This window comes from Candidatus Paraluminiphilus aquimaris (genome assembly GCF_026230195.1).
GTDB classification, from domain to species: domain Bacteria; phylum Pseudomonadota; class Gammaproteobacteria; order Pseudomonadales; family Halieaceae; genus Luminiphilus; species Luminiphilus aquimaris.
Map to the genome: position 1 here is coordinate 2,431,876 of NZ_CP036501.1, position 20,012 is coordinate 2,451,887.

The window sequence follows — 20,012 nt, forward strand, 5'->3', positions numbered from 1 at the left end:
CATAGGAAATTACGATGCCGTCGTTATCTGGATACGTAAAAATAGTGCACCTCGCAGGTGCTGCTCTATCCCTTACCAGTGTGTTGAGCGCAACTGTACTGGCCTCACCTATTGTACTGCCGGGCGCACCGGGTCAACCCAGCCAAACGCTCAGCCCTGAGGATGCGGTCAAGATTACCGATACTAGCTTCTCTCCCGCTGATGTGAGCTTCATGCAAATGATGATCCCGCATCATGCTCAAGCATTGGAAATGGCCGATCTGGTTGAAGCTCGCACTAATCAGCCCGCTCTTTTGAATATTGCCGGTCGCATCAAAGCCTCACAGAGCGACGAAATCGACTTTATGGAAGGCTGGCTTACCGATCGTGGCGAGTCACCAATGGCACACGCGCATCACATGATGAGCATGCACCACAAAATGGAAATGGGGATGGCGACGGATGACCAAATGGCGGCTCTCGCTGCCGCTGAGTCGGTCGACTTCGACCGTCAGTTCTTAACACTCATGATTCGCCACCATGAAGGTGCCGTAGACATGGTGGAGGACTTGCTCGATAAACCCGGCTCTGCCTACGACCCCGTCTTGTACGAGTTTGTGGGTGATATCAAGAATGACCAAGCCGTCGAGATAGACCAGATGAACGGCTTATTGGTGAGCCTGTCTGATGACCCCAGAGCGAATCTCAAAGCAGGGCTCATGGATGCGGGCATCGCCATTAAGAATATGACGCTAGTTGCCTCGCTTCCAAAACCTGCCGGGTTTATCGACCCCAAGAATCCGATTGAGATGTCAAAGGGGCCCGAGCACAAACCCAAAACGGCCGAAGAAGACTCTGAAGAAGACACCGCAGAGGACGCGAAAAAGCAGTCGCCGGTTGAAGGTGGCTCACGCAAGCGATCGCCGCTTTTGAGTTTTAGTAATACAGATATGGCGTTCTCGGGCGATACCTTGGTAGCGGGTAGCTATCACGGTTTCAATGTCTATAACATCAAGGAAGATGGCGTTCCCGACTTGCTCAGCTCGGTCGTCTGTCCAGGTGGTCAGGGCGATGTCAGTATCGTGGGCGACCTTCTGATCATGTCTGTTCAGGAAACCCGCAGTCGCTTAGATTGTGGTCTACAGGGCATTGCTGAAGATGTCAGCGATGAGCGCTTCCGCGGCATTCGCATTTTCAACATTTCGGACCTGGAAAACCCGGTACAAGTCGGCGCAGTTCAAACTTGCCGGGGCTCACATACTCACTCTGTGGTATCGGGTCCGGGCGACGATGGCAAAATCGTCGTATACAACTCGGGGACTTCAAGCATTCGAGAGCGTGAGGAGATGGCCTCTTGCTTTGATGATACGCCGGGTGATCCCCGGACTGCCCTATTCCGAATCGATGTTATTGAGATTCCTGTGGAGGACCCATCTGCCTCACGAATTGTTCACTCCCCTACGGTATTTGCGGACGAGGAAACAGGTGCAATAGCGGGCCTTTGGCGTGGCGGCGACCATGGCGATGACACTCAGGAGACACGAACGACGGATGAGTGCCATGACATCACCGTATTCCCCTCTAAAAACCTCGCTGCCGGCGCTTGTTCAGGAAACGGCATCTTGTTTGATATTACCGATCCCTTGGATCCAAAACGCTTGGATGCCGTCTCAGATAATGGCTTTGCTTACTGGCACTCCGCCACCTTCAACAACGACGGCACCAAGATCCTCTTCACCGACGAATGGGGTGGCGGTGGCCGCGCTCGTTGCCGTGCATTCGACCCTTTAGATTGGGGTGCAGACGCCATATACGACATCGTGGACGGCAAATTGGTGTATCGCAGTCATTTTAAAATACCTGCGCCGCAGCGCGAGTATGAAAACTGTGTAGCCCATAACGGATCGATTGTTCCTGTGCCTGGGCGCGATATTTTTGTTCAAGCTTGGTACCAAGGCGGCATCTCCGTTATCGACTTTACCGACTCCTCTGACCCCATTGAGATCGCCTATTTTGACCGTGGCCCGATCGACGATAAGGAATTAGTGACAGGTGGTTTTTGGTCGACCTATTTTTATAAAAACCATATCTACGGCACAGAGATCATTCGCGGTCTCGATGTACTTGCCCTAGAGGAAAGTGAGCACCTCTCTGCAAACGAAATTGCCGCAGCAGGGCTCGCCGACTTGGACGGCGTTTTTAACCCGCAGCAGCAGTTCCCTGTAAGCTGGCCTGATCATCCTGTAGTCGCCTTGGCGCTGCTCGACCAGCTGGCAAGAGAGACGCCTGAAGCAAAGCATGTTGCGGCGGCATCGAAAGCCATGGCGGCCGCTTTGGAGACCATTGAAGCCGGCCAATCTGATAAGCGCGCCGTTCGTAATATCGAGAAACTTGCGAGCAAGGTTGCGTCCAGCGGTGGAGAATCGGCGGCTCGGGTTATGCGTGGCGTTGCCGCACAACTCCGCTAATCAGAGGACAGATTGAGCGCATGGCACCGTCCACAAAATCGCTAGCAGCGCTCACAGAGCTGCTCACCAAGGGACGGCTCCTTTGGTGGGCCATTTTTGCATTGGGAAGTAGCCTGCTTGCCGCAGCTTTGTACTGGCAATACGTCCTCGGTGACGATCCTTGTCAGGTATGTATCCAAGCTCGCCTCTGGGCCGTTGGCATAGGACTCGTTGGTGCATTCATGCTGATGCTCCCCGATACCCTGCTGTATCGGCTAGCGGGGTTCGCTTTGACCCTATTAACCGGCGCGGGCATGGGTGAGCGCGCCTTTTATCTCTATGAAATCGAAAACTTTCGAGGTGATGGCAGCTGCGAGTTTACCCTTGGCATGCCCTCCTGGTTCGCTGTGGACCAGTGGTTCCCTGCTTTATTCGAAGTGCGAAATATCTGCTCATACACCCCGGAAATCGCCTTTGGCGTCAGCATGGCGGAGGCTTTAATCGGCATCGCCGCCGTTGTCTGTGTGCTGGCTTTGCTCGGATCCGGCCTCTTGATCAAATCCGCGCTTGCCACAAAGACCGACTAGACGCGCCGCTTTGCCGTAGAGAACAAAAAGTCGGGCTTACCCAACAAAGAAGCCACCGTCGGTGTAAACGAAGTCAATCGCTGTAACACGACTCACATCCCTTGCAGGCTGGGTAGCTGGGCTAACCCCCGCTAAACACTTGTCCTAAGTCCCTAAAAACAAAACGGCCCCACAACTCAATGCTGTGGAGCCGATGTTGGGCCGTAGGTAAGCACAGCCCTTGGTAAACTATTGGTGGTGATCTTAGCTGTTTGCGCGCTCGCGCTGAACATCGTCCAGATAAGCACGAAACGCCGAGGTGTACTGCAGCGACCAGAGTACGATGTACGCAGCGAAAAACACGGTGATATCGATGCCATCAAGCAGCGTCGAGGCGAGGAACATGCCGAGCACCAGCGCTCCTTGAAGGGTTAGTGATAATACAGCTGGGATATCGATAAGTATTTTGTCCATAACTTCTCTCCCTAAAGTCATGTCGATTGAGTTCGTGCAAAAACTCGTCACCGAGTTAACGCCCCCGGGCGCCTCGCAGAACAACGAGACAAACTGTTAATAACGCCCTTGTGTCATGTACGCATATACTGAGGTGCAAGGATCAATATCTCACCCTTTTGAATCAGAACTATGTCTTTTATCCCACACGACAGTTTGATCTGCCCTATCGATGACCTGCCTTTGCAGTATCGAGATGGCTCATTGTCGTGCCCAAGCGGACATCAATACGATATTGGCAAACCCGGTTATGCGAATCTCCTCAGTGTTCAACACAAGCGCTCCAAGGCACCAGGCGATTCAAAAGACATGGTCAGAGCACGAAACGCATTTCTGGCCAAAGGTTACTATGAACCAATCGCAAACCGACTTGCGCAGCTGCTTGAGCACATCGCGGGCGATGAGTTGACTGTGGTCGATGCGGGCTGCGGCGAGGGCTATTATCTTGAAGCCATCGATTCACTGCCGGGTAAGCAACTGCACCTTGTTGGTTTTGATATTTCAAAGTGGGCGATTCAACGAGCTGCTCGACGCTGCGCAGCAACTTGGCTTGTCGCCAGCAATAAACGCGTTCCGTTGGCTGACGAGTCAGCTGATGTCGTACTCGATATGTTTGGCTTCCCTGACTTCGACTCGTTCCAAAGGATCTTAAAGACCAACGGCAGGCTTTTCTGTGTTACGCCCGCAGCACAACACCTCATCGAACTGCGTAAAATCATCTATCCACACGTAAAACAGACCAGTGGTCGCGATTATCCAGCGCCATTTACCCTCGTCTCTCGTGAGACTTTGACGTACGGGCTAACCCTCGTACAGCAAGATTTAGATAACCTCCTCGCCATGACGCCCCATTTGTATCGAGCACCAAAAGAGGGGCTGGCTCGCTTGAAAAACCTGAAGCAACTTGAGATTACAGTTGATATTAACATTGATGAGCTCCGGCTTCATTTCTAGCTCACGGAAAACCTAATTCCAAACGTCGCTGCCGAGGGAGGTCACTGATTCCCTGAGCGCTACGTGCGGGTAACTGAAGACACCTTGCCCACAACTCATCGCTGATTGAATAATTTTACGGGGCATTGTTGCGCAAATTGTGACGCACCGATCGAAATCGATTAGCCATACCGATGCTTCCCGACGATGCGCATCCAAAACTTGACTGTGACTGCGGTTGCCCTATTGTTGGACGTGGTGGAGGGGTTGCGCTCGTAGTCGTTACCCAAACCGCACAATACATATAAAAATACGATAGAAAATCTAGCGTTCCGACCACAGAAGAAATCGGTCCGTAAAGAGGAGACACTCGTGAATCAAGCCATCAAACGATCTAATTTGCCCGGTTATGACAGGGCTTTCAGCACGCCTCTTGGCGACTTGGACCCATCGAATCCTCACTTGTGGCCATCGCAGGAGATGTGGGCGGTCTTTGAGCGCCTGCGTAATGAAGACCCGTTACATTATTGCAAAGAAGGCTGGATGGCGGACGAGCGGCCCGCCGACATGGAGCCAATTGGACCCTACTGGTCCGTAACGCGTTACGAGGACATCATGGCGATCGACACGGATCATCATCGCTTCTCGTCGGAACCTGCGATTGTACTGCCAAACCCTGCTGAAGATTTTCCGCTACCCATGTTCATCGCGATGGATCAGCCTAAACACGATGTCCAGCGGCAGACCGTCGCACCCATTGTGGCCTCGCCAAGCTTGTCGCAAATGTCGCAGGTTATTCGTGAGCGGACGCAATACGTGCTTGATAACGTGCCCATCAATCAAGAATTCGACTGGGTCGATACGGTATCCATCGAACTGACTACCATGATGCTCGCAACGCTCTTCGACTTTCCCTTTGAGGATCGACGAAAGTTAACGCGATGGTCAGACGTCGCGACTGCAGGGCCTGAAACTGGCATTGTCGAGAGTGAGGAGCAACGTCGTGCCGAACTTACGGAGTGTGTGGAGTACTTTTTGGGTCTATGGCAAGAGCGCATTGGCGGTAGCGGCCATGACCTCATCACGATGCTCGCGAACGGTGAGAAAACGCGCGATATGGATGCCGTCGAATATTTGGGCAATCTGATATTGCTGATCGTGGGTGGTAACGACACGACCCGAAACTCAATGTCTGCTTCTATTTACGGGTCGCACTTGTTCCCTGAGCAGTGGGACAAAGTGAAAGCCAATCGTGATCTAATCCCTAATACAGTTGCCGAAATTATCCGCTGGCAGACGCCGCTGGCTTACATGCGAAGAACAGCACTCGAAGACGTCGAAATGCACGGAAAGACCATCAAAAAGGGCGATAAAGTCGCGATGTGGTACGTCTCGGGCAACCGCGACGAGCGAAAATTTGAGAACCCAGATGTGCTGGACTTCGAACGTAAGAATGCGCGCAACCACGTATCCTTTGGGTTCGGTATTCACCGTTGTTTTGGTAACCGCCTCGCAGAACTTCAGCTTCAGATTCTTTGGGATGAAATGCTAAAGCGCTTCTCTCGGGTCGAGGTTGTAGGTGAGCCCAGCCGAAATATCTCGAGCTTCGTAAAGGGCTACACCAAGATGAAGGTGATTGTCCGCGACTGAGCGGACTGCGGTCGCATCGAAACGATATTCTGTGCGACCGCCCTCAAACACCACACATCGCTTCCCTTTAGCGACAGTGACACGCAAGTAAGATGCTGTGAACCAACCGCCGCGACGATCGACAAGCACTGTTTTTCATCGCTCGTGCGACTCCAAAAGTAGCGCAGGCGCTCAGCGGGAAAACGAGGACACATCCACTGGGGTCATAGCCAAGTGTCTATCCACCTCCATGCCACCTCTTGGCTACAGCGATGCGAGGCTTCTTGACGCCTCACCCTTGCGTTGCATGCAGCCTCAAATAGACACGACAAATTCATCGCGGAATACCCATCACCAAGTAGACAAGGTCGCCTTATGACGAAACGTGCAACACAATTATCGGCCTACCAAAAAGCATCCTTTTCTGCCCAAACGAGAGAAGGACGATCCCTTTCTCACGATGTGTATTCCCGAGGTTTGGGTGCCCCTATAGTATTGATTCAAGAACTCCCGGGAATTGGTCAAGAGACGCTAAGTCTAGCCGATAAACTCGTCGACGCAGGTCACGAAGTTGTTATGCCGCACCTATTTGGACCGCTTGGGAAAATCTCAATTGGAGGCAATCTCGCGCGGGTGATGTGTATGCGCAAAGAGTTCCGACTCATGGCGACTGACGCCTCGAGCCCGGTTGCTGACTGGCTGCGTTTACTGTGTCGTCAAGTCCGCGATACCCGAGGTGTAGATGGTGTGGGTGTCATTGGTATGTGCCTTACCGGGAACTTCGCTATCACTTTGATCGGGGATGACAGTGTATTGGCAGCTGTTGCCTCCCAACCCGCAATGCCCTTCTTTAAGCAAGGTGCACTCCATATGTCGCCCCAAGAGATTGCGAGCAGTAGAGACGCGTTGGAGGCGAAAGGTCCAATGCGTGTCCTTCGGTTTGAAGATGATCCACTTTCAACCGTCGAGAAATCCGAATGCATTCACCGGACTTTTAATGACGACGCCCATGAGCGTGTGAAGGAGATCGTCTTACCCGGAAAAGGCCACTCTGTCCTCACACTTGATTTCGTAGATGAAGCGGGCCATCCCACCTATGAAGCGTTGCAAAGAGTGCTCAATTATTTCGGCGAGAAGTTAAGAGCGCCCCTACGTCAATCCTGACATCCTAGGCTATACGAATTGCCACATTAGCCGTTCGTAAGGCACTAGGAAAATCTATTTTCAGACAGACAATACTCATCCAGAAACAAGTGGTGGGTTAACGCCAAGCCCTTGACAGCCAAAAGCTCAGGGATTCAAACGCGACTGTAATGCAGCATGAATGAGCGGCAAACTCAGGCCACCTGGTATGGGAGACGGGATGCTGGTAGCGTCGAGTGGATCCGAACCCTCTGCAAGCTCCTCAGAATCGGAAAAGCCATCATTATCATCGTCCTCGTCTGCATTATCGCCGATGCCATCGCCGTCAGAGTCGCGTTGCTCAAGCGAGTTTAAAGGGTAGAGATCTTCCTCGTTGAGCACACCATCACCGTCAACATCGTTCGTAGAAGGTGGGCTCCAAATAATCTTGCTTTCTGGCAGTCGCTCCTCAAGAACATAAACGGTTAGTGAATGCAAAATCTTACCGCCCAAACCATCAAGAACGTAAAAGTCGTAGTTATAGACGCCGGCTGGCGTAGACGCACAAAAGTCGAACTTGTTGTCTCTGCGACTTGTCAGAGGGTGCTCACCAACAGGTAGATAAGACTCCAAACTAAAAAATGCCATCAGGTTTGAACCGACATAGAGGAGTGGATCTAGTCCTGCAAAGTCATAAGGATCGCACTCACCCCCAACGAACTGGCGATTCATTATTACCGCAGTATCAGCAAATGTAAGGTCCTCGACCGTCAGATCCGCCGATAGACGAACATTCGACTCCTGAAAAATTAGCTGAGGCGACGTCTCAAAATAATCGCCTGGCCGGATAATATGCGTCACGTTTCGGCCGCCCAATCCCTCAGCGTCATCAGAAACTCGGTAGCGTATTCGCCCTCCTGACCGCGTCATAAGCCCCGGTATTACATTTGGATCCACCAAGCTCTGATCATTGTAAGTAATCAACTCACCTGTGCTTGTCTCAAATTCCCAGACAAAACCTCTTTGATAACTGAGTCCCTCGAGGCTCAATTCCGGCCAAACAAACTCCATGGGGGCTTCTCGGGAAACCTCGTCGATTAAATAATAATGGGCGTTAGCCATGGGTGAGGTAACGCAAAACCCGGAATTGCAAAATCCGGTCTCATTATCGGTATCTGCAAAGTTCCCAATCCCATCATCGTCAGTGTCTAGCCACTCTGCGCTATTGAATGGGAACTTATCAAAAAGATCTTCAATGCCGTCATTGTCGTCGTCAGTATCAGCATTGTCCCCAATGCCATCTTGGTCACTATCGCTGACCTCGTCAGCATCCAGCGGGAAAGCATCCTCGTTATCGCCAACCCCGTCCTCATCCGAGTCTTTTGTCTCTAGCGGGTTGGTGGGAAACGCATCGGCGTTATCGCCCACCCCGTCCTCGTCCGTATCCAACCACTCGCTTGCATCTAGAGGAAAAACGTCCTCTTCATCTAGGTAGCCATCGTTGTCGTCGTCAGTATCGGCATTGTCCCCAATACCGTCGGCGTCGTTATCAAACCACTCGCTTGCATCAAACGGGAACTGATCAATGGGTGGTAATTTGACGGACTCTACACGTTGGTCTTGCAAATTAAACTGATTGGCCTCCGGCCCCCAACACTCGAGATTATTTTCAACCGCTGCGCAAGCAAAGCCCTCGCCCACTGCGACGTCATCTGCAATAAAATCGAAGTCTGTTGTTGGTCCACTTGAGCCTGATTCCCTGTCATAACTTAAGCATGTCGTACCCTGCTCGTGAGACACACAGACCTCAGAGCCCACGTCGAATGAATTGATTCCATTGAAATAAGTGCGTCTCGGCGAGTCCCAGCCAGAAGGTGCCCAACAGTTAATCGCCTCATCGCCCCCATAGCGGCCTTTTACACAGACCAAGTTATCACCGGCTTTGATGTCTACCGGATTATCGGTGTAATGCGTCGATAACGACTCCCCCGTTGTACTCACACAAGAAACCTGCTCGCCTGCCTCCATCAAGGCGCAGGTAAAGTTATCACCCGCCGCCACTCGGAGAACACCCGTGATTCTTGAAACGTCCGTATTACCCCAGCAAAGCGCATCCCCTTCTTGCATGGCGCAAAAATGATCTGAATAACCAGTCAAATTCTTTCTGCCAGGATAAGAAGGCAAAGGTGAGGTCATGACGTTACTACCCGGAGTGCCGCACAACAATTGCCCGTCCGTGAGCACGCAAAAACTATTTTTCGCAACGGCTAATTCCTCAAATCTCCATTGATCAATATTGAGAAAACTCTTGTGTAAAGCGTCGCCTATGGAATCGCACCACAGACCATCTGCTTCAGTGCCACAAATACTTCGTGTCCCCGCATTTAGAAGTGGTGGTTTTGGCGAGGTGGGGTCTATGTAACCATCGTTATCATCATCTAGATCCTGATTATCACCTGTTGCATCACCATCGAAGTCAGCGGTTTCCTCAGGATCAAAGGGGAATGCGTCAGCGTTATCACCGACACCGTCTCCATCAGAGTCTAGGGTCTCTGTCGGGTCATCCGGAAACGCGTCTTCATCGTCCGCGACACCATCACCATCGCGATCAGTCTGAACGACTATCACCAGGCGGGTAACCGACGAGCTGTTATCTGACTGATCTTTTACGGTGTAGGTCAATGAATAAGCATTAGCCTCCTGACTGTTTACCGCGCCCTGAACAGTAATGTCAGCGGTTATATCGCCCGCCACATCATCCACTGCAGTCGCACCGGGATCAATGAACTCTGTACCTAGCTGGATCTCAAGCTCACTCTCTCCAACAAGCGTCAATACGGGCGGCGTATCGTCGCCAACAGGCACTGATAACTCACTCTCGACTCGCTCCAGTGTGCCGTACACATCAAAATACGAGGCGGCAACCGAAATCTGACGACCGAAGGTTTCTTTGGTCAACTGAAAGGAATCGACCCCTTCAAAGACGACGTCCTCGGCATCTGCGTACCAGGTGTAAATCACTTCCCCCAAGCCGTCCTCATCGGCAAGATTATTGGCTGCCGTTAGGGTGTCACCGACAAAAGCGGTGCCTTCAAGGGATACTGTGCCGGTGGGTTGGTCGTTAACGTTCTCCACGATGTCACTAACGCTGCTGTCGACTTGCTCGGCTACACCGTAACCATCGACGTAGCGGACTCTGGCTACTATGCGATCACCTACCTGATTTTGCGTTAGGGTCAGGCTCGTAGACGTGGCATTTAGAATCGGTGTGCCGCCGGCAAGCCATTGATAAGTAAATTCCCCCAAGCCATCATCATCGGTCAGATTATCGGTGGACACTGTCAGCGTCTCGTCCTCTCTCAAGAGACCTGAAACAGACACACCACCTAGGGGGGCGTCGTTAACATTCTCAACAGCCTTCGTAGCCAAGCTGACTACTTGCTCGACTTTACCAAACCCGTCGGTATAACTCGCGGAGACCGTGATTTCACGTCCAACCTGCGCTTGTTCGAGCACGAGCAATGTTCCTGCTGCGCCTGTAATTGGCACTGCGTCCGCCAGCCATTGATAACTAATTGCCCCAAGTCCATCTTCGTCGGCGAGCGTATTTGATACCGACAACGACTCGTCCTCGCGGGCCAGCCCTGCGATAACAACTGTCCCAGTCGGCTCGTCGTTAACGTTAATGACAAGCGCCGTTGGCAAACTCGTCACACTCTCATTTTCGCCAAAGCCATCGGTGTATGACACGGTCACCGTTATGGCCTTACCGACTTCGCCTTGGGTGGGTGAGAATCCTGCATTAATGGCATTAAAGATCGGCGTGCCATCAGCTAACCATTGGTATTGAAATTCGCCCAGACCATCCTCATCCGCAAGCTGAACTTGAACCGATAAGGACGAATCTTCCTGAGCAACACCTACAACACTGACCGTGCCGGTTGGCGCATCGTTGATATTCGCCACGCCGGCCGCTGTTGGTTCACTGGTGACTGACTCCTCAAAACCATAACTGTCCGTGTAGCTTATGGTTACTGAAATCCGTTTACCTACCAACGCCTGATCCAGCTGCAGCGTAGCACCAACGGCTCCCTCGATGACTTGACCATCGGCCAACCATTGGTAAATCAGCTCGCCCAATCCATCCTCATCAGCTAGTGTGTTTTCGACCGTAAGTACCTGCCCTTGCTCAGCCAGACCAATTACGTCCACTGATCCCGTCGGCGGGTCGTTGACATTCACAACCGCTTCAGTTGCTTCGCTGACCGCCTGCTCACTGGCGCCATAAGCGTCTACATAGGCGATGACGACGGATAGGGTTCTTCCGATCAGCTCGGCAGATAACACCAATTGATTGCTGGTTGCACCCTCGATATCGACATCGTCAGCACGCCACTGATAGTTAAACTCGCCTAAGCCATCATCATCGGTGAGCGAATCGAGTGCCGTCAGCGTCTGCCCTTCCTCCACCACGCCCGAAATGGTGATCTCGCCCTCTGGCGGGTCATTGACGTTTGTAACCAATTCAGTTTGATCACTACTAACGCTCTCGTCTGTCCCAAACCCATCGGTGTACCTCACAATGACCGAGATAGCGGATCCGACCTGTGGCTGATCTAGCATCAAACTAGGCCCAGTGGCATCAGGTATCACCTGATTGCCGGCGTACCACTCATAACTGAAGGACCCAACTCCATCTTCATCGGATAGGGTAGAAGTAACCGAAAGTGTTTCATCTTCAATCGGGTCACCGGATATGAGGACATCCCCGACTGGCGCATCGTTGATATTCGCAACCGGGAGCGTCGCCGCACTCTCAACTCGCTCGATCGCGCCATACCCGTCCGTATAGCTAATCGCTACCGAGAGCGAACGGCCAATGTCGAGTGGTCCAAGGGTATAGGTGGTGTCCGTAGCACCCGAAAGCTCAACCCCGTCAGCCAACCATTGATAAGTGAACTCACCAAGTCCATCTTCATCACTGAGATTATCGCTAGCCGTGAGTGATTGATCCTCCTGTGCGACCCCCTCAATCGTGACGCTCCCCACAGGACTATCGTTAGTATTGAGAATTTCTCTGCTTATTGAGCTGACCAGCGAGGTTACGCCACCAAACTCATCAGTAACAGTCACCTCAAGTCGAAGCAGTTTCCCAACATAACTTTGCTGCTCGGGAACGTTAAGGGTTGCCGACGTCGCACCGAAAAGGTCTGTCCAGTCATCAAGATTATCGGCATCGGCTGTTTGCCATTGATAACGCTGATCAACAATCGCGCCATCGGGGTCACTGAGAGTGACGGAAGAGCGTGCAATACCGCCCTCCCTTGGTAAATCAATGATTGAAACCAGCCCTTGCGCGGGCTCATCTACCCCGATGACCGAAATATCGAATCGTCTTACCTGAAACTCACCCGAGGAGAGTGTCGCGCGAACAAAGACCACTTCTGTTTGATTGAGCTCAAAATCAATTAGCGAGCCATCCGCCACGCTGATTACGCCAGTCTGGGGCTCAATCTTAAACGGTCCAGCCACAACCTCCTCCGAGCCGGCAGCGGTCGTTACCAAGGAATATACGGTCCCTTCATCAGCAGTCGAAATGACAGCGGTAATGCCTACAGGAGTATCGACTGCCGCGCCCTCAACGACACTATCTGGACTGGCGTCCGCATCACTGAAACTCCCGAACAAAGAGTTTAGAGGCCCATCATCAAACTCAAAGACTTCGGCATTAACAATGTTATTTTTCTCGCCCGTTGCCAGTTCAGTAATCTGAGTGACATCTGCGAGGTAGCTAACACTGTAGGCCGACTGTGGACCCACAAACACCACCGTATCGTTGCCGGCGCCTCCATCGATAACATCATTTCCAGTGCCTGGATAGATGACATCATCGCCGGTGCCTCCTCTTAGATCGTCGTCACCTGCCAAGCCCGATAGAGTAGAACCCGCGTCATTTGCGACCAGTACGTTGGCTGCACTATTGCCCTCGACGGAAAAAGACACATCCGACAACATGACTGCATTGTTGTAGCTGCTTCCTAAGGTCGAGGTGTCGGTCACATACACGGTCAAACCCGGTTCAACGAGTAACGGGAAAGTCGCATCACTTACCGCCAGTACCTGCCCATTGGCATCGAAGAATGGATCATTACCTGCAGGAGAAATCTGCAGAGTTTTAATGGGGTCATCACTGTCTACTGGCACACTGATGTCATAGAGCGAGAATGCCCGATCGCCGTTAACGGAAACTGCCTCAATTCCGGATATGGAAATCGCTGAAAATCTGCCGGTAGCTGCGTTCGCGTCCGACAAATCCCAGTTTGGGTTTGAGCGATACTCATCGCTGGTCAGGACAAGCGGCGCACCGCTGGTTTGTAAAAGCACGTTTTGCGTCGAAATCCCGGCCAGCTTGTCTGCCTCAACGGTAGTCGCCTGCAGATAAACACCCACACCCAAGGTGGCGTCGAGTAACGCCGAAGTTATTAGCAAAGATGGCATTTATGGCATCGTCTCGGGACGGTAGCTGCCGTCGACATCGCCAATGATGAAAAGTGTGAGGTCAGGCGGGGTACCGCCATCCGTCGTCACTGAATCAAGTGTATCCGGCTGAGTATTATCGGCATCAATATCGCTCAAATCCTCAGTGGCTTGCACAGAGCCGACTTGACCAATGAGATCACTTTCTATGCCCACAATGTGGCGCAATAATATCCAGGCGTCCAATAGCGAAACGTCTCCACTGCGATCAACGTCCGCTGCCGTGAATTGCAAGGGGTGCAGGTCACTCGGACCGAGCGTGCCGTTTGCAATCTGGAGAATCATAAGCGCATCTTGTGAGTTTATAGCTCTGTCGATATCGCTTTGGCTAACGTCAAAGTCAGTAATGTAGGTACCGTCTTCACCGGCGAAACTAACCTCTCCATCCGAAGTATCTATCACGGTGGTTTGATATAACGCCCCGGGCAGGACTTCGGTATTACCAATGATTCCACCTTGTAAAATAGGGATTTCATTGGGATTAACGTTGGTGAAAGTAATACTAAACAGCCTAACCGACTCGCCCCCAGAAACTTCCTGAGCTCCAATGCCTGCGATTGCCAATACGCCATCTTGCAGGTTTGAAAGAGCGGTCCAGTTATCCAGTGCAGCATCAAAGGTTACAACAGCCTCCGCACCGGCTCCGAGGAGAATCGTTAAGTCGAAGTTCTGACCTAATTCACTTGGATTGCCCCAGAATTCAAGGGTCAGCGTTTGCGCACCCTCGTCGTAGTTAATAGCTCTGAAGCCCGTCGCTCCGGAGTCAGTAACATCGATTTCAGTTCGCGCAATCGTGCCTGAAACATCGACATTAATGCCGTTCCACGTTGTTGCGTCACCCGTTTGACCTGGTAAGTCGTCATCATTGATCAAGACGGTTACCGACCCGGGAATTGCGTCGAAACCACTGGCAGCAGAGAAGCTGACGATAAAGGCCTCAACGGACTCTTCAATATTATCGTCCGCTACCTCAATGTAGATGGTCTGCGAGGTTTCTCCGCGGGCGAAGGTTAAGGTGCCAGATGGGAGCTCCCCACTGTTGAAGTCCGCTGCATCAACACCGTTACCACCTGTGGGCGTAGCCATCCATGAAAGCGTTAGCTCTTGTCCCGCCGGTGCGTCCAGAGTGACCTCAATGGCAACCGTCGTACTGCTACCTTCTGTCACCTGAACACTGTTGGAGGCAACCGACGCCGTTGCGTAGTTGTCAAACTCAATGGTGACCGAAAACGTAACCGTCTCACCGGCAGCCGTTGCATAGCCAACGAATTCCATGACGCCGGAGAGTGCGGTGTCGGGAATGACAATAGTCCCCTGTTGCCCCACAAAATTAATGGTCGTGACGATCACAATCGATGGATCAGTAACACTCACGAGTCGAAGCTCACTCGACTCATCTGTCGAAGCATCAAGATTTGTATCAACACTGATCGTATCGCTTGCGGCCGAAACTATCGAAACCTCAGGCGCTACGATGCTCGTATTTTCAAAGACAATCGTCTCGTTGATAACAACCGTCGCCAAGTCGCCCGCGGCGAAATTCGTATCCGTGCTATCGATGCTGAACGTTAAATCCCGGTCAGCAATGAAGTCATCAGAGACGCTGTCTAAGGTGATCGTCTTTGTGCTATCCCAGTCATTGGCCGTGAAGACAACACGGGCAATTTCATTACCCGCCAAATCACGGACGATGATCGTGACATCGGCACTGGGCTGCCCTCCCCACAAAGCAATCTCTAGCGTGGCAGAGCCATCGTTAAAGCGTGTTTGCTCAAGGGTAAAGCCCGTTCTGACCAGCCCAAAATTACTGCTCCCAAAACCAAAGTTCTCCTCGGTTAGGTCACTACCGTCTACCCCATTGAGAATAACAAGGGGCTCAAAGAAGAAATCATCGCCATGACCGTCGCGGTCATAACCCACGATGGCATCATCACCCCGCTGGATAATTCGGAAATAACCGTGAGTGAATGGGAACTCGTTAGCGCCGAAGGTAGCGTTACCCTCATCGACATTAACTTGGTGTACGTCGTATAGATCCAGCACATCACCGGACGCACCGACCTCAAAATCGGTGATGACATCAACATCGTCATCGAGTGCATCGTGGGTAAAATGGAAAGTGTCGCGACCGGCACCGCCAGACAGCACGTCGCCGCCTCGCCCACCACTGATAAAGTCATCCCCTGCGCCACCGATTAGGTTATCGGCGTTGTCACCGCCATAGAGACTATCGTTATCCGCACCGCCAAATAAGGTGTCGATGCCGGCATCACCGTACAAAGTGTCCTCACCCGCACCACCATAGAGGACATCATTGTCGGCACCGCCGTACAAGGTGTCCTTCCCGACATCACCATATAGCGTGTCGTTGCCCTGATCACCGCGTAGAACGTCGCTGTTGGTTCCACCAAACAATGTATCGTCACCGGCATTGCCGTTTAGGGTGTCAGCACCATCCTCTCCGTATAGAAGGTCATCCTCGGTACCGCCCGATAGGGTGTCATTACCCTCCCCGCCGTAGAGAATGTCATTGAATGATCCCCCGTCCAAAGTGTCATCACCGGCACCACCATAGACAAGATCAAGTCCGGCGCCACCGCTGAGGGTGTCATTACCTTCGCCACCCCGAATATCATCGTCGCCCAGACCGCCTTCGATGGTATCCGCGTCATTACCGCCATCGATGACATCGTTGCCATCGCCACCATAGAGGGTATCGCTGCCATCACCACCATCGATCGTGTCGGCGCCGCCGCCGCCGTAAACCACATCATCGCCGGCCCCAGCATCAATCGTGTCATTGCCAGCGAAGGTGGTGGAGTTAGTAAATGAGTTGCCATCTCTTCGAGCGTTAAAATAAGCCTCTCTGGCTAAGTTGTCCCAAACCGCCTCCGATCCATAGTACTGATCGCTGTTAATATAGATCTGATCATAGCTAGCATTATGATTAAACGAACGAGCACTATCGAAACCATCGCCAAAAATGACATCCGTCTGGGCTGAACCCGTGATCACATCGTGACCTGACCCCCCAGCAATATCTACCTGAACAGTGGATGCCGAGGCATCAATCACATCGTCGCCAGTACCGCCCGCCAGTATCTGCAAGTCACCAACATTACGGTTACGACTTTGGCTTGAGTGGCGCAGTGTGAAGGTTAGCGAGCTACCCGTTGTCGCCGAAATAATCGTGTCGTTACCAGAGCCACCGTCGGCCTGAATCACACCACTCAAGGTGTCGTTGCCACTGCCCCCTAGGAATAAGCGCTGTTGAACGGCATTACTGCCCCACAAATCACCGCTGACCTCGAGCCGATCATTACCCGCACCCAGGCTGTATTGGTTGGTGCCGGTGGTTGCCGTATCGCCATCAGCGCTGTCGTAAATCACATAGTTATTACCGTCACTCGGTAACTTCTCGGGCTCCAATGTGCGCTGGAAATCATTGTCGATAACCGTGACCGCATGAGTCTCGGCCAGACCATCGAACTCACCATCGGTTGAGCTAAAGGTGTGCACAATATCCGCCGGCACATTGCCTTCGATCAGCAAGTCGTCACTGGCGGTGACGGTCACACTCTGGGGGATCCACCAGTTAGTAGCGTCAAAGGTCAGGGTGACCTCACTGCCACCATCCACCGCGATCTGATCGCCGCCCTGGATGGTTACCGTGACCGGCGCCGTTGGCGCCTGGCCTAAGACAATACGATAGGTAATGCTCGAGCCGCCGTCCTCAGACAGTCCAACCGCCAGGTTCTCTGACTCAATCAGGAATAGGTTATCGCTCAGCGGTGGGTTCGAGTTAACCCCTTCGATCACATCCGATGCGGTGGTGTTCTCCAACACCGCGATGATCTTGCCGTCATACTCACCGTTCAGACCGTCACGGTCGTACATCACATGGGTGTGATTACCCGACTGCACAAAATAAATGTAGCCGTGGGCATAGGCGAACTCAGTACCGGACCACTCGTCACCGTAACCTTCAGCCAGGTTGGCCGCATGCAAGGCCGCCAGATCGATAATGTCGCCGTCCGCTCCGGTCTCAAAGTCTGTAACCCGGTCGTAGACCGGTGTGGTCAATGCCGCTTCCGCCAAGCTATCGACGGCCAAGACAAAGGTGTCGCGACCCGCACCACCCGTCAGGACATCGCCTGCTGCACCGCCTTCTAAGCGGTCATCGCCAGCACCGCCATCGAGGGTATCGACATCAACACCCCCATAGAGGACGTCATTATCGGCGCCGCCGTACAGCGTGTTCTGGCCATTACCGCCATAGAGCGTATCGTCACCGGCATCGCCATAAAGCGTATCGTTATCGGCACCGCCATAGAGGGTATCGTTGCCATCACCACCGCGCAGGGTATCGGCACCGGCATCGCCGTAGAGGATATCGGCACCGGCATCCCCGTACAGGGTGTCATCGCCTTCATTACCCCGCAGGGTGTCGTTCTCTTCCGCCCCATAGAGCGTATCGTTACCCTCGCCACCGGTCAGAGAGTCAGCTCCCTCGCCGCCGTAAAGCACGTCATCGTCAGCACCGCCTTCTAGCGTATCGTTGCCCGACTCACCGTAGAGCGTATCGGCGCCGGCGCCACCGCTGAGGGTGTCATTACCTTCGCCACCCCGAATATCATCGTCGCCCAGACCGCCTTCGATGGTATCCGCGTCATTACCGCCATCGATGACATCGTTGCCATCGCCACCATAGAGGGTATCGCTGCCATCACCACCATCGATCGTGTCGGCGCCGCCGCCGCCGTAAACCACATCATCGCCGGCCCCAGCATCAATCGTGTCATTGCCAGCGAAGGTGGTGGAGTTAGTAAATGAGTTGCCATCTCTTCGAGCGTTAAAATAAGCCTCTCTGGCTAAGTTGTCCCAAACCGCCTCCGATCCATAGTACTGATCGCTGTTAATATAGATCTGATCATAGCTAGCATTATGATTAAACGAACGAGCACTATCGAAACCATCGCCAAAAATGACATCCGTCTGGGCTGAACCCGTGATCACATCGTGACCTGACCCCCCAGCAATATCTACCTGAACAGTGGATGCCGAGGCATCAATCACATCGTCGCCAGTACCGCCCGCCAGTATCTGCAAGTCACCAACATTACGGTTACGACTTTGGCTTGAGTGGCGCAGTGTGAAGGTTAGCGAGCTACCCGTTGTCGCCGAAATAATCGTGTCGTTACCAGAGCCACCGTCGGCCTGAATCACACCACTCAAGGTGTCGTTGCCACTGCCCCCTAGGAATAAGCGCTGTTGAACGGCATTACTGCCCCACAAATCACCGCTGACCTCGAGCCGATCATTACCCGCACCCAGGCTGTATTGGTTGGTGCCGGTGGTTGCCGTATCGCCATCAGCGCTGTCGTAAATCACATAGTTATTACCGTCACTCGGTAACTTCTCGGGCTCCAATGTGCGCTGGAAATCATTGTCGATAACCGTGACGCTGATGTTTTCGGTGAGTCCATCGTAAGTTGGGTCGTCCGAACTAAACGACAGTTGAAGTTCGTAGACTTGGTCACCCTCGATGGTAAGGTCATCAACAGCGGCTACTAGCAGCGTCTGCGCGACTGAGAAGTCGGTCGATGTGAAGGTGATAGTGCGCGGCCCAGTGCTGCCGTCTGCCCACGTTAACTCGCTTGGTAGAGTGATGGTTACGGTGACATTGAATGCAGGCGCCACCCCTAGGACGAGGGTAAATGAGCTTGAGCCGTCCTCTGCGTACTGCCACTGTGCAGGCTCGCCTTCCGTACCGATAAGGTAGATTTGTCCTACGGGGTTCGTCGCAGCTGAGGTAACAGTTTCCTGATTACCCGCACCATCCGTGTAGGTCGCTACCACCGTAATGCTGGCGTCTACATCATCGCCCGTGAGGCTATAAGTTGCCCCCGTCGCACCTTCGATTGCAACGCCATCGCGGTACCATTGGTAGGTGATGGTGCCGAGCCCGTCAACGTCTTCTAGCGTGCTGACTACAGCTAAGGTCTCTCCACGAAACAATGTACCCTGAATCTCGATACTACCGGTTGGTGCGTTGTTGCTCATTCGTATCTCACCTTGGTGTTGGGCTCTGTAGCCGCCTGTCCCACAATACCCGCTTCAGAAACAACCGCGCATCGCGATTGCCATCGTCAAGAGAAACCACTGTGCCGTTTTCACCCACTATTATTTTTTTGGGCGAACTTCCGACTAAAACCACATATTAGACCCGCTTTAAGCGGAGCTAATATTGCTCGTCAAAATGTAGCTAAATTTTACGCAAACAGGA

8 protein-coding genes are annotated in these 20,012 nt (G+C 52.7%); 5 read left to right on the plus strand and 3 right to left on the minus strand.

Annotation, left to right across the window (positions count from 1 at the left end):
- Positions 1-14 precede the first annotated feature (14 nt).
- Both E0F26_RS11165 and E0F26_RS11170 read left to right on the plus strand, forming a co-directional pair.
- Positions 15-2,447 carry a DUF305 domain-containing protein gene (locus tag E0F26_RS11165; protein ID WP_279241739.1) on the plus strand — a complete coding sequence of 811 codons (2,433 nt, stop codon included), beginning with the start codon at positions 15-17 and terminating at the stop codon, positions 2,445-2,447.
- A gap of 20 nt (positions 2,448-2,467) precedes the next feature.
- Positions 2,468-3,013 carry a disulfide bond formation protein B gene (locus tag E0F26_RS11170; RefSeq protein WP_279241740.1) on the plus strand — a complete coding sequence of 182 codons (546 nt, stop codon included), beginning with the start codon at positions 2,468-2,470 and terminating at the stop codon, positions 3,011-3,013.
- Positions 3,014-3,256: 243 nt separating this feature from the next.
- Here E0F26_RS11170 and E0F26_RS11175 read toward each other — a convergent pair whose 3' ends face one another.
- On the minus strand, positions 3,257-3,466 hold the full coding sequence (locus tag E0F26_RS11175) for a hypothetical protein (protein ID WP_279241741.1): 210 nt from the start codon (positions 3,464-3,466) through the stop codon (positions 3,257-3,259).
- 171 nt (positions 3,467-3,637) lie between these two features.
- Between E0F26_RS11175 and E0F26_RS11180 the strand changes: the two genes are divergently transcribed.
- The 3 genes from E0F26_RS11180 to E0F26_RS11190 all read left to right on the plus strand — a co-directional run bounded on the left by E0F26_RS11180 (position 3,638) and on the right by E0F26_RS11190 (position 7,231).
- Complete coding sequence (locus E0F26_RS11180) at positions 3,638-4,459, plus strand: putative RNA methyltransferase (RefSeq protein WP_279241742.1); 822 nt, start codon at positions 3,638-3,640, stop codon at positions 4,457-4,459.
- Positions 4,460-4,810: 351 nt separating this feature from the next.
- Entirely contained in the window at positions 4,811-6,088 is a 1,278-nt protein-coding gene (locus tag E0F26_RS11185; protein WP_279241743.1) for a cytochrome P450, read from the plus strand.
- A 354-nt stretch (positions 6,089-6,442) separates the two neighbouring features.
- Positions 6,443-7,231, plus strand: coding sequence for a dienelactone hydrolase family protein (locus tag E0F26_RS11190; protein ID WP_279241744.1), 789 nt, complete (start codon positions 6,443-6,445; stop codon positions 7,229-7,231).
- A gap of 126 nt (positions 7,232-7,357) precedes the next feature.
- On the opposite strand, the gene E0F26_RS11195 is transcribed toward E0F26_RS11190, so the two are convergent.
- Together E0F26_RS11195 and E0F26_RS11200 are read right to left on the minus strand one after the other, a co-directional pair.
- The gene (locus tag E0F26_RS11195) at positions 7,358-13,687 is read right to left on the minus strand and encodes an immunoglobulin-like domain-containing protein (RefSeq protein WP_279241745.1); all 6,330 of its coding nucleotides are present in this window, start codon (positions 13,685-13,687) and stop codon (positions 7,358-7,360) included.
- Complete coding sequence (locus tag E0F26_RS11200; RefSeq protein ID WP_279241746.1) at positions 13,688-19,789, minus strand: Calx-beta domain-containing protein; 6,102 nt, start codon at positions 19,787-19,789, stop codon at positions 13,688-13,690. It lies immediately after the preceding gene.
- Positions 19,790-20,012: the final 223 nt, after the last annotated feature.